Consider the following 11,791-nt stretch of genomic DNA (forward strand, 5'->3'; position numbering starts at 1 on the left):
GATAGGCGGGGTAGTCCAAAATGAGGCTAACGAGTGTCTAGTTAACTCGGGGCGATTCAGATCAGCCTGCTCAGTACATCAATGACCCGTTTGGAGCGAATGCTGCCGGCCACATCAGTGAAAGATCTCCTATAGCACTGGATTTTTAATTATTAGTATCTGAAACTAATTTAAATTATTTCATGAAATGAAAAAACCACCTTACCTGCTAATTCCGAGCGGCAAGGTGGTTGAGCGACTATTACGAAAGTGTAAAACCAAATCTTTATTGGTTATATAATAAATTATTGATTTTAGTAAGATTTTATTAAATATAAAGAATCGTCATCGTTATTTTACCCTGCGCTGAAGTGTTTTGACGAGGTGAATGAAATAAAGAGGTAGTATTTCTGGTGTAATTCTTGCATCATTCCTCTCAAGTATATTTCGTTCTCGTTGTATTTCGCGGCAGGCCCAGGTATCTTCTAAGGATATGATTACTTGTACTTCTGCTGATGGGTAGATTCGGCATAAGTTAACCGGTGAAAATGTATATCTAATGTCATCTCTAAACATTCGTCTTTCAGAAGAGTCTCCAAAAACTATCGAATTTCCGTCGGGTGTTGAAAAGGCATTTAGTAAGTTCTTGGTTTCTTTTTTGTTGGCTAATATGGTAGCCTCATTTATCATTTTGTTTCGGTATTTTTCTAGGAGGTCTTCTGATAAAAAATCAACATTGCTGGAAGTGGGGTATATTTTGTAATCTTTTTCAGGTTGATTTGAGTCGAATTCGATTTTTATAATATCTGCTGGATTGAATGCCCTCGCATATATGTAACCTGTTTTTTTGTCGTTAATAACAAATTTCTCTACTGGTGAATACCATGTTTGTTTTGAAGCGGGTTTGCCTTTCGCCTTAAATTCGAAATCACTAGATTTTGGTGCAACTCGAGAAATATACTCTAAGTCCTCGCTAAGATATTCCTTATCGTTAATGTAATATGATCTTACGTCCGTTTCGGTCATGGTTCCAATTCGGATAAACCGATATGTCCCGTCTGTTGTATATAACGTTCCTCTAGGTCCATTTAAGCCCTTTTGAATTGTTTGCCTTTGTTTTTTTAACTCAGACAATTTTTCTTGTTCGAGTTTTCTTGCAATTCGTTCTGGTGAATTTACTTCAAATTCCATGCTGACTTTATACGGAGATATGTTGGTGTTGTAGCGTACAATTGTAACTGTTCCAGCAAGATTGGATTTTCTATCTTTGCATTCTAAGTTCCAGCCAAATTCTGTTTTGGTTTCATTGTAAGAATTGTTATAGTAACTGCAAAACCGTTGTAAGCCGTCTCGGACTGCGTCTTGGGTCATGGTGATTTCTTCATTGCTTATTAAGAGTTTTCTATGGTCGTTAGTGGTTAGTGTTAGCCATATTGAATCTAAAATTTCCATGCTTCCGTTGCTTTTTTTTATTGTTTCTTCGCTTAGATATAAACCCGAGTTTTTAACTGATGGACTAATGTCGTTATTTGTTTTGGGGTTTGTTGAGCATCCTGTTGCTGATGCTATAACTAAAAGCATTCCTAGTGTTCTATAAAGTGTCATGTGTGATCCTTGTTGAAAATTAAAGTAGCGTGTATTGAGTATAATTTGATAACGGTTATCTCTATGTTTTATCGTTAATAATAAAACTGCTCCAAAAAAAAGGATGTTTATAATTTTCTGATGATGTATCTATCAGTTTTATTTGAGCTTTTTGTAGGGCAAGTGGCGTATTTATACCCCGACTTATTTGTTTATAAAACTCGGCCATGAGCATGCCTGTTGATTTGTCGGATACCGACCAAAGGCTCCCAAGAACCGATCGGACGCCTGCTTTCAAAACTGTAGCTGAAAGTCCTTCAACCTCCATTCCGTTCTCATCAACCTCCCCTCCGGTCGCTGTGTCACATGCTGATAATGTCAATAGGTCGACCGCCGAATAGTCTAACTGGCCGATTTGCTGGAGATTCACTGGGTCACCGTAACCGAGGTACAACAAGCTATTCTTCGCGCTCCCAGATTGAAATTTAAAGTGCGTAGCGACATGCACTGCTCTCTGCTCCCCATTCAGTGCCTGCTTGAATCGGGCGAAAGTAAATTCATCATCCATAGCAACTATGCCGGGCATTGCGCCACTTGGATTTCGTTTCGACCGAATGATCGAATCCATCTCTTCCTGTACGCCTGGTAACGCGTTGAGCCCTAACCGTGCTTGTCGCAAACCCATCCCATTAATTGAGGTTATACGGCGGTAAGGCCTAATCTCTTGTCCGGCTGCTGGTGCAACATTAACCAAGCCATAATCTTGTATGAGATACCTCCCCGCTTTGTTTTGTAACGCTGCAAAAGGAATGTAGCGCAGTCGATCTGTTAAGTTCAGGGCTAAAGTGTCGGGGTGAATTTGTTGCAGCAGATCATCAACTGAACTAATCAAAATTTCACGTAGCGCGGAGGAGATTTCCCGTGTATCGAGCCGATTGGTAATTGCCAATCGAAACTCAGAAATTTGACGAGCAAGCTTTTTTTTGGGATAGGCGACGATATTCGCATGGCTATCCTGGCCAGATTTCAACAAAATACCAATTTCACGGTCCGTTACAAAGTAATGAAGCTGCACAACTCTGGGATTCTCAAGGATCGTCCCTTTGCCCAGGAGACGTCTTGCTTGCGTTTGAACAGCCGCCGTTTGAAAAACCTTTTTGATCAAAGGTTTTGAATCAGACTGACTGCGCAAGACAACTTCTGCAGAAGGATTCTTTGTCAGTAACAGTTCAAGTTCCTGATCGCGCAGACTCAATTTCTGGTCAAGTAGTTCTTGGTTAGATACATTTAACAACTCATTCAATTCGCGTTGCTTTAAGTGATGAAGAACAGCTTCCGCCTCATCAAATCGTTCCGATCGAAGCAATTGAATTCCCAGTTGTTGATACGTCTGCGCTGGATTCTCCTCAAACAAGCCGGGCGATTGCTCGTACAACTTGGGTAAGTCGCCGGATAATTCGTTGAACGCGGATAAAGCCAATTTTCCATAAGCAATTGCCAACTCTTTGCTACGAGTCGATCTGATAGCGCTTTGGATACTCAAGAGATTGCTGGTGGATAACCAAACATCTCTCAAATTACCTGTTTCAATGGCAGATGCTAGAACTTTGTTATAGATACCCACAGCAAGGTCTATATTGCCGACCAGTCGGGCTTGGTTTCCTCGCATAAGTAGCTGAATCGACGGAGCCAACGAATCTGTGTCTGCTGGACTGGTAACAGGTGCTGGCTGGATAGGTAGCGGCGCACTCTTTTCGGCAGGGTTAGCAAAAATTGGACTTGAGATAAACAGCAGCGACGAAGCTAATAGCGTTCCGTAGAGTGTGTTGGATAGACCTGTAAACATTTGGTTTGCCTCTTGGTGTGTCAGTCAGTTTGATAGACACCACTGATTAAAATTGATCAGTCTCTCGGCGTGCATCCACTCGCAAACCTCAAGATATTCGGAAGATTGTGACCTTCGTTGTCTTTTGTAATCTGTCATAAGGACAATAAGTTTGAGTGCATCTTGCTGCGAAATGTCTTGATCGAAAAACCACTGCCCTGTCATAGCGAGTTCTGAGTTGTGACTAGATATTAATTGCCACGAATGAAGAGCTGAATCACTTAAGCCGCTTAGATCAACTTCTGCATTGCCACCAGTCATTCTGAATGTTTGGCCATCGATTTTGAGATCCCATCGCTGCTCCGGATGAGATTCCCAAGTCAATCTAATCCGAGCGGTATCGGGAAGAACACGGAAGAACTGTTGATCCGCCAATCTGACAGCTGAAAAATCACTGCGTACTTCTGCTTCATTGTCAGCATTCCCTCCACGCAGAATCGTCCCCCCCACAGAAGATTTCTTTCGGATAAGCTCGCTGAAAAAGCTTGAGAGACGATTGTCGGTTGGATTCGGGGTCACTGAACTTTCAGCAGCGAGCGTCGAACCCGACAGTATCCCCAAAAACCAGATCCCTATGGACACGACATATTGAAATCGGATTGGCATGAATAAATCTCTGTAGGATGATGCGTGCAAGTTATTCTGTACTGGTATTTAAGCATTCTGGTGTAATCCTGACTGTCGACTATTAGACATGCATCAGCGATAGAAGGGGGCTAGCATATTTCCATGAATTCGTTAAATTTTGTGAAATCAAATCTTGTTTAATTTATTTTCACGCTCATTGCTAGCCGCCAGATCCGTCGCATCAAAAATCAGTCGATTGATGATTGATATCAGCATTACTGCCGCCTTGTTTGTGGTGATGTTGCTGACGATTCAATTCATTTGGCGGGATCTGTTAGTGACATCGAACCTGGCTGGGGAGCCAGAAGATCGGCCCGACTACAGAACGGTATTTGTGCAGATTGATGAATCATTCCTTCAATCCGAAATCCCTTTGACCATGCAATTGCAACAATGGGGGGATCTACTCCAACGGATTGCAGAAGAAAAGCCGGTTTTGATTCTGGTTGACTATCAGTTCAGCCCCAACCGATTCGAAAAGATGTTGCCAGGTGCGGCTGATCATTTCGAAAGTGTGGTGCTCACATTGTCCAAGAGGCTTCCAATCATCTTTGGAATTGCACCGGCCGTTGATGGACGCGAACTTCGTCATCTAACACTACGTGCGATTGAGCAAAGTCCAGAATTACGGCGAGGCTGCATGAGCCTGGACCTAGACTACGACCGAGTATTGCGCGACTTCAAGCGATACCCATCAGACCCATGCCCAACAATCGCCGAGGAATCGATGGCCGCTGTGGCTGCCAAGGCATTGGGTGTGACGCCGCAACGAGAGGGTTTGATTTTGACTCGAGGCATAGAATCCGTTCACGCTATTGCTGCTAGCAAGTTACTTGAGTCACCAACACCTAGCGTTTCCTTCAAAAATACAATTGTGGTTATTGGCTCTAACTTTCCATCAGAAGATGAAATGATGTCTTCGCATGCCACTCAGCACGGGGTGATACATCCAGTCATAAAAGGCGGCCTGGTTCACGCCCTGAACACGGAAGCCCTGCTGGAAAATCGAATCGCTTGGGATTCGCATCAAGAATTGATCCACTTGTTGACTCTGCCTGTTCTTTTATTATTCGCTTGGGGGCGTAAAAAACAATCTTGTATCAAATGGCTGTGGTTTGCGGTTCCTGTACTGCTTTTGGCTGACTTGACAGCTGTCAATTATTTTTCAATCTATATTGATGCAGTAATGCCAGCTTTACTAGCATTGTCTTGCGCCTTCTTTCTAGGTGCAAAAAGAACGCTGCAAGAAATCATGATCAAACGTCAGATACAGAATCTACTGGGAGGATTGCTGAGCCCAGCTGTGTTTCGCCATTGCTTAGATGATCCAGAGCAATTCTTTAAGACCAAGAAATACGAGGATGCTGCAGTCTTAGTTTTAGATATAAAGGAGCATACGCAGACCACAAAAGAGGATTCTGTTGAACAGGTCTTCCGTGATACGAATCAACTGCTATCGTTGTGTACAACCATCGTTCATGACCATCGTGGCTGCGTTGAACGTTTCAGGGGCGATGGCTTACTCGCTTATTTTGGGGCGCCATTGACTTACGAATCAGCTCTGGAAGACGCCATCTCTTCCGCGCAAAAAATATTAGCCATGCTTCATCAAGAAACACAGGGAACCCTGGTTAAATTCAAGGGCAGAGTTCGAATCGGTATTAGTGCCGGGGAAATCGTTCTGGGTAAAGTAGGGGATCTCAAGCGCTTCGATATTGCTGTAACTGGTCTTGCTGCCAACCGAGCGGCTCACATCGAGAGCCTCGCCGACCCTGTAAAGTGGCCGATCGTGGTGGATGAACGGAGTTTGAGTTTGTCAACACAGCCGATCGAAGGTATTGAATTATCGATCACTCATCCCAAGCACCCAGAGCTGAGGCTGATTGGGTTACAAGCGCCTTAGGGATTCCTCATTCGGAGGGTTACATCTTGAGCGGTAGTTTCCGATTGATCTGAATCTTTCCGCTATCCAGTTTTACATAGTCACCCCGAATTAATTCCTTAAAAATCTTACTGATCATGTCTCTAGAGGCTCCGACATGGTTACCAATTGCTTGAAAGTTGGCATCAATGTCAGTAAGACCCGTTAAGCCGTCACCCTGAGAAAATGGTGTCGAAGCAAGTCGACTCATCAGGAATTTTCTTACCCTTTCATAGACACCAATCAGAGCCATGTCACTGGCCTGATCGGTTGCTTCCCGAAGCCTTCTAAGCAGAGTGGTAAATAGCATCATCGTGACTTCTGGTTCTTCATGGACGATTCGACGAAACGTCTCCGATGCCAAATAAATGCCATGCACTTCATTTAAAGCAGTCGCTGTCGCAGAGCGAGGTTGCCCATCAAAAATCATTTCTCCAATGATGTCGCCCTCGCTACGCAAGGCAACGACGAATTGCTTGTCATCCACGGTTTTACTGATCTGAATGATGCCATCCACAATCAACAAAGCGTATGACGCTGATGCACCCTCCTTAAAAAGAACGGTGCCCTTCGGATAAGTTTTCGATACTCCAAACTTCTCAAAAAAATGGCGTAATTCCATATCGCTTTCTCTCAACTCGTATGCTAAAAATCCAAAATTTGCCATTGTTCTAGCAGATTCAAACCGCTGAGTGAATCGTTATCGCTTTCGTTTGAGCCAATCAACTCATGCTGAATATCAGACAAAAACCACGCCTTCATGGATAGAACCCAGAGTGAGGTATTCATCGGAAGACGTACCCTTAGATCAATTAGATCTTCTGTATACAAATGCCCAGTCTCTGTGGCGAGACTGGCCAGAGATCTGGGAAACGAGCATTCAACCAGCGCGTGATGCAGACGAGGCCAAGTAATCAATCGATGAACAAACTCTGGACAAGGTCCTGTATCGCCGGAATAGGCAAGCCAGCCAGATTCGCCTTGAATGAAATAGCCAAACGCAGGAACGGTATGGTTTACTCTAACCGGGAGAAAGGACAAACCCTCAATCGTATGAATTTGATCGGGTTGAAGGGCAACAAGCTTTAACGATGCTTGGTGTGCACTGGGTAGCATCGTGAAGTCTGGCCAAATACGATTATTGAATACGTTCTGCTGTAATGCTTCAATCGCATCGGACGGACCGTAGACAGTCAGCGTGCCGTTCGACTGCTGTTTGATCAGTTCGACTAAAAACGGCAATCCACAAACATGATCGAAATGCGCATGACTGATCACGACAGAACGAATCTTTAAAAGCGTCTCGAGGTCCAGATTCATTAAACCACTACCCGCCTCTAGAGCGACAAGATCATTGATGACCATGGCTGTACTGGCGTGTCGAGAGTGACCAATTCCACTGCTGCAGCCCGCTACAATCAACTGAGTCATTCAATAATCGCCTGAAGGATATTTAAATTACGCTCGGAAAAATTTCCCATTACGTGCTCTGAAGAGTCGATCAATACTCGAGTAAGGAAAAGTATTGGCCAGATTCAACCTGGTATACCAAAACGATTTCAGAACCATCCAAGGTTTTATAGTCCAACGTGGAAAGACCTTTGCTGTCCGTATAAAAAGGAACATCAATACCCCCGTCGCGCAAAAATATTTTTGTGCTTGGAGAATGATTGATCTCGAATCGGACGGTGTCAGCCTTCAGACCAGCGAGTTTCAACGGTGCCCGAATTATTCGGATCTTTAGATCATCCGGGCTATGAGCTGTTGGTAGTTTAGCTTCCAAAGGTGTACCGACCAACGGAATTAGATCACCTGAAGAAAAACCCAAACTAGCCAAAGTTTTGATATTTGAACTGATTGCTTTGAATTGCTCGAAAGGGAAGTTTGGATCGTCGATTGGATTACCTTTTTCATCTGCCTCGCGGTGTGTCAAACGCAGATCGACTGGCTCCGCTAAAAAATAGCTAATATTTTTTTTGGCAGAATATTTTTTCGTTATGGAATCATAAAAACCTGCTCCCCATGTTGTGTCTATTATCAAGCTTCTACCCTGAATATTGACAATATTCCAGGCATGATCCCGAATCCTTTGTGACTCAGTGGATCTGTTTACAAATCCGTTGACAATCCTACTTTTTAGACCAACAGCGTTAGCCATTGCGTTAAAAAGGTGTGCGTAGTCGTCGCATACCCCCTTCTTCGTTTTCAATAATTCTTCTAGCGTCTGATTTTTCGATATGCCCTTTATGTACGCATCAACATCGTATTGAATATTTTCAGTTATCCAATTGAATATTTTTAAAGCTTTATCTTGTTCGCTGGTAACGCCTTTTGTAATACGTTTAGCTAACAATTCAGGAGAAGAGTCTTTGTTGGAGAATTGCTCGAAGAGATCTCGTAGTGAGAAAGCTGATGCTTCTTGACTATGAAAAAAGCTGCTGCAAATGAGCAAAATTATTAGACTGGTTCGTGAGATTATCAATTTCATATTCAGCAAAATAAGAAGAGTGATGGGCAGACGGAACACATTTAGCGATAATTTTATCGTTATAACAATCGTTTAAAAGCAGATAAATAAGTGCATAGCGGAATCGAACAAGTGCCAGTTGATCAGTGAGCCCTACCTTGCGACCCAGATGTTTAAAAATTTGAGCTTTAATCTGCTCAAATTTATAGACTGGGCTCCTTTAAGCAGTAATACATTCGTTCAAGCCATTCATTAATGCTTGCTGCCAATCTGCTACTTGGTCGATATGTGTTTTTACAGAGTTGTTCAGGCAATCGAGATCAGACGGGTTGACAAAACTTCTCGTGGTCATCACCGCTGGTGATTCTTCTGCAAATGCATGAAAATTCAAACCAAGAATAGTCAACATAAATAAAAGTTTAGCTGTCATGTGCCTATCACTTGAGAAATTTATGATGAAGCTGGTTTAATCTTGGCTGAGTTTGCTTTCAAGTCACTTAGCGTGGCAAAAGCGTTCCTAATACATTGCTGACCAGGGAGCCAAGCAAAGGTAAATTGCCTAGAACAGGTTCGCTGCTTGTTGGAGGAGTGCTCATTGAACAGTTTGGGTTTTGAAAGCTAGCGGTTCCATTCATCAATTCACCATAGTCAAAGTCACAGGTTCGCTCGACAGTGCCATCGGCATTGCCGTCCAAGCCTACTCGAACAAGATATCGACCGCTGCTGTTGCCCAACGCTTGGATCAACAAGCGCCCACCACTTTCAATAACCAAATTACCGTCGGCCACTGCGTTATCAGTCAAGGCTACTGCTAACCCATCGGCTTGGGCGGTGTAGGCTTTGTCTTTTGGAATATCGATTCGAGTAGAAGAATCACCTTTCTCAAGTAAGTTCATTCGAACTGTTGGATTGTTAGCCCCCTGTTGATTTCCTTGCACATCTAGAGACATTGTCATCATATAGTCGGAAGACCCTTTCCCTGCCTCTGTTTCCGAAATATGGTTTTTTGGTGCATTTGCGATGTATTGGTAACGACCAGCCCCCAAAACAATTCGACGTCCCTCTGTTCCTGAGGCCTCCGCAGTGCTTCTAGTGCTGGGTTGTGTTGCTTTAAAACTGCGAGCCGTCACGAAACTGTTAGTGGTTAATGCACCACTATCGACGGAACCTGAATAGCTGTCATAGTCGGTTTGCAGTGATCCATTTGCATTTTGGCAATTGGTAAAAGAAACGGTGAACGAATCCCCCGCATCAATCTGAAAATTGCCATTCTGATCAAACTTGGACACTTGAACCATGCCACCCTGAGGGCAGGTGTCCGAAAACTGGCTTTGATCCTGGGCGAAAAGCGACTCAGCCGATTGCAAATTTCCCACATTGACCTGGGCATTTATTGCAAATGCGGTGGCTTTCACCAAAGCAAGGCGCGCGAATTCCAATGCATTGGTTGTATCAAGTTGAATTTTTTCACCGTCTGCTAACGTAATTGGCATCGGGTTGTAAGAAAACGTGATGCCAGTCTTATCGGCGGGCTCTAGCCGGTTACCTGCTGAGCCACTGCTGCTACTGGCGCCATCACCACCACAACCAACGATGGTCGACACCATCGCAGCAATCATTGCATGCGTAACGATTTTCATGAATTTCTCCTTTAGTCAAATATTTAGATGGCGCCAGTCAGTGCCGTAGTGATTTAGAACTTATAGGCAGCGCCCACATGGATGTTGTTGATATCCAGACCATTCTTTGAATACCAGCGCTCCAGCCCCAATGAAAGATCCACTGTTTTGCTTAGGGCGTAGTTCACACCAACGCCGTATCGCACATCGTTATCTTTTTCGCCATCAATCTCCACCGAGCCATATCCCACTCGTCCAAGAACAGACAACTTTTCAGTTACGGGTAAACGACCAACCAGGTCAGCACCGTAGTAGGTTCCCAGCTTTGAACTGAGGCCGTTGATTTTGGCGTCTGTTACCCCAGTGCCAACAAAGCCTTCAATGCCCAAATTTGGATTGATCTGAACACCGCCCACAGCGCGAACGCCGCCGTAGTTCAAGGAGATACCATCCACGTTGACAATTACTCGGTCAGTTTTAACGCCGATGTAAGGCTCTCCAGCCGCGTTGCCAGAAATACAGCATGCAGCTGTGGAAAGAGCGAACAGGGTTTTGATCAATGTCGTTTTCATGAAGAAGTCTCCTTGATTGATGAATGAAACGCACAGACATCATGCAATGCTGTGGGAAAGTTGTTTGTCGACTTTTCGACAGCGAAAGACGAGTTGCGCTCATAATTTGAAGGGCTGAATTTCAACCATCAAAATCGATATACCCAAAGGGCCAATTGATGACGCTCATTAGAAGCACTCTGTATATGGCGTTCATTTCCGTACTCAACGGAATGACAACACACGCAGCTTGGTCTAGAGGAATTAATGAAGAAGGGATCAAGGAAAAAATTGTTCAGGCCATTGTAGTTCGCAGTGCGAATTTCCTATCGGAGAGCTCGAGCTCAGTGAAGGGAAATGAGGCTGCAATACAAGCTAAAAAGCTGGGGGATAAACTGATATCGCTCTCTGAACAGCAAGTTCGTATTCGTATAGTCGATTCAGAATTGATGCCAACAGCGCTTGAGACTGGTGAGATTTTGATTCCAGGAGAGGGAATGGAGCGCTACAAGACCGATGCGCTCTATTTTTTGTTCGCACATGAATTGGCGCACATTATTTTGAGGCACAGCTCGACAACAATACGTTGGCTTGCAGAGTACTGTGATGTCGAAAAAATCGCATCAGACAAAGATATTCAACAGGTAGGTAACTGCATTAAGAAAAATGCAGAGCAAGTTGGCGTAGCCAACGACAGCTTGACGCGACTGCGTTGGAGACAAGAATACGAGGCAGATCTTTGGGCGGTAAATTTTCTGAGGACATACCAATTGCCTGTTGACTATCGCGGTGCGATAGGGGCATCGCGAGTGCCTAAGGACCAATCTACAGTCTCGCATCCATCGGTCGAAAGTAGAATCAGTTTGATCGAGACGATGATGAACTCACGTTAAAAACAGGCCTTCGGTGCATTGACTGTAAGAATTTCAGTGTTGCTGAGATTGTGAGCTTGCCCCTCGAATAAAAGTACCAGAGTTATTCCTTAAGCCAGGGATTAGGAATACAACTATGTTTACGACTATGAGTTCAGATGGCAATACCGAGCGGGTTGAAGCGATTACAGGTGTCCAGTGTTTTGCTGCAAGCCATTTTTTCCAGTGGCGACGAGTGCCCTTATGAGACAGTTCATCCCTATTTCAGTGTTGCTCAAGCCCACCA

General features: G+C 44.1%; 11 protein-coding genes. 2 read left to right on the forward strand and 9 right to left on the reverse strand.

Annotation, left to right across the window (positions count from 1 at the left end; all coding sequences use genetic code 11):
* Positions 1-330 precede the first annotated feature (330 nt).
* The 3 genes from VGE55_RS06445 to VGE55_RS06455 form a co-directional block, all read right to left on the reverse strand.
* A complete protein-coding gene (locus VGE55_RS06445) occupies positions 331-1,584 on the reverse strand; it encodes a hypothetical protein (RefSeq protein WP_331130890.1) in 1,254 nt (417 codons plus the stop codon).
* A gap of 61 nt (positions 1,585-1,645) precedes the next feature.
* Positions 1,646-3,409, reverse strand: coding sequence for a CHAT domain-containing protein (locus VGE55_RS06450; RefSeq protein ID WP_331130891.1), 1,764 nt, complete (start codon positions 3,407-3,409; stop codon positions 1,646-1,648).
* A gap of 24 nt (positions 3,410-3,433) precedes the next feature.
* Positions 3,434-4,054: a hypothetical protein gene (locus tag VGE55_RS06455; RefSeq protein ID WP_331130892.1), complete on the reverse strand. Its 621-nt coding sequence runs from the start codon at positions 4,052-4,054 to the stop codon at positions 3,434-3,436.
* A gap of 220 nt (positions 4,055-4,274) precedes the next feature.
* On the opposite strand from VGE55_RS06455, the gene VGE55_RS06460 reads away from it, so the two are divergent.
* Complete coding sequence (locus VGE55_RS06460; RefSeq protein ID WP_331130893.1) at positions 4,275-5,978, forward strand: adenylate/guanylate cyclase domain-containing protein; 1,704 nt, start codon at positions 4,275-4,277, stop codon at positions 5,976-5,978.
* 19 nt (positions 5,979-5,997) lie between these two features.
* On the opposite strand, the gene VGE55_RS06465 is transcribed toward VGE55_RS06460, so the two are convergent.
* The 6 genes from VGE55_RS06465 to VGE55_RS06490 all read right to left on the reverse strand — a co-directional run bounded on the left by VGE55_RS06465 (position 5,998) and on the right by VGE55_RS06490 (position 10,654).
* Entirely contained in the window at positions 5,998-6,618 is a 621-nt protein-coding gene (locus tag VGE55_RS06465; RefSeq protein ID WP_331130894.1) for a Crp/Fnr family transcriptional regulator, read from the reverse strand.
* A gap of 23 nt (positions 6,619-6,641) precedes the next feature.
* Entirely contained in the window at positions 6,642-7,427 is a 786-nt protein-coding gene (locus VGE55_RS06470) for a 3',5'-cyclic-nucleotide phosphodiesterase (protein ID WP_331130895.1), read from the reverse strand.
* A gap of 70 nt (positions 7,428-7,497) precedes the next feature.
* Positions 7,498-8,484 carry a transglutaminase-like domain-containing protein gene (locus tag VGE55_RS06475; RefSeq protein WP_331130896.1) on the reverse strand — a complete coding sequence of 329 codons (987 nt, stop codon included), beginning with the start codon at positions 8,482-8,484 and terminating at the stop codon, positions 7,498-7,500.
* 199 nt (positions 8,485-8,683) lie between these two features.
* Positions 8,684-8,893 carry a hypothetical protein gene (locus tag VGE55_RS06480; protein WP_331130897.1) on the reverse strand — a complete coding sequence of 70 codons (210 nt, stop codon included), beginning with the start codon at positions 8,891-8,893 and terminating at the stop codon, positions 8,684-8,686.
* Between the two features lie 67 nt (positions 8,894-8,960).
* Positions 8,961-10,103 carry a hypothetical protein gene (locus tag VGE55_RS06485; protein WP_331130898.1) on the reverse strand — a complete coding sequence of 381 codons (1,143 nt, stop codon included), beginning with the start codon at positions 10,101-10,103 and terminating at the stop codon, positions 8,961-8,963.
* A 53-nt stretch (positions 10,104-10,156) separates the two neighbouring features.
* Positions 10,157-10,654, reverse strand: coding sequence for a porin family protein (locus tag VGE55_RS06490; RefSeq protein ID WP_331130899.1), 498 nt, complete (start codon positions 10,652-10,654; stop codon positions 10,157-10,159).
* A 185-nt stretch (positions 10,655-10,839) separates the two neighbouring features.
* On the opposite strand from VGE55_RS06490, the gene VGE55_RS06495 reads away from it, so the two are divergent.
* Positions 10,840-11,526: a M48 family metalloprotease gene (locus VGE55_RS06495; protein ID WP_331130900.1), complete on the forward strand. Its 687-nt coding sequence runs from the start codon at positions 10,840-10,842 to the stop codon at positions 11,524-11,526.
* The last annotated feature ends 265 nt before the right edge of the window (positions 11,527-11,791 follow it).

The sequence above is a fragment of the Limnobacter sp. genome, from assembly GCF_036405155.1.
Classification (GTDB): domain Bacteria; phylum Pseudomonadota; class Gammaproteobacteria; order Burkholderiales; family Burkholderiaceae_B; genus Limnobacter.

Excerpts from the sequence above, each read along its gene's own strand:
- VGE55_RS06445 (WP_331130890.1), bottom strand. The coding sequence starts at position 1,584 with ATGACACTTTATAGAACACTAGGAATGCTTTTAGTTATAGCATCAGCA.
- VGE55_RS06450 (WP_331130891.1), bottom strand. The coding sequence starts at position 3,409 with ATGTTTACAGGTCTATCCAACACACTCTACGGAACGCTATTAGCTTCG.
- VGE55_RS06455 (WP_331130892.1), bottom strand. The coding sequence starts at position 4,054 with ATGCCAATCCGATTTCAATATGTCGTGTCCATAGGGATCTGGTTTTTG.
- VGE55_RS06460 (WP_331130893.1), top strand. The coding sequence starts at position 4,275 with ATGATTGATATCAGCATTACTGCCGCCTTGTTTGTGGTGATGTTGCTG.
- VGE55_RS06465 (WP_331130894.1), bottom strand. The coding sequence starts at position 6,618 with ATGGAATTACGCCATTTTTTTGAGAAGTTTGGAGTATCGAAAACTTAT.
- VGE55_RS06470 (WP_331130895.1), bottom strand. The coding sequence starts at position 7,427 with ATGACTCAGTTGATTGTAGCGGGCTGCAGCAGTGGAATTGGTCACTCT.
- VGE55_RS06475 (WP_331130896.1), bottom strand. The coding sequence starts at position 8,484 with ATGAAATTGATAATCTCACGAACCAGTCTAATAATTTTGCTCATTTGC.
- VGE55_RS06480 (WP_331130897.1), bottom strand. The coding sequence starts at position 8,893 with ATGACAGCTAAACTTTTATTTATGTTGACTATTCTTGGTTTGAATTTT.
- VGE55_RS06485 (WP_331130898.1), bottom strand. The coding sequence starts at position 10,103 with ATGAAAATCGTTACGCATGCAATGATTGCTGCGATGGTGTCGACCATC.
- VGE55_RS06490 (WP_331130899.1), bottom strand. The coding sequence starts at position 10,654 with ATGAAAACGACATTGATCAAAACCCTGTTCGCTCTTTCCACAGCTGCA.
- VGE55_RS06495 (WP_331130900.1), top strand. The coding sequence starts at position 10,840 with ATGGCGTTCATTTCCGTACTCAACGGAATGACAACACACGCAGCTTGG.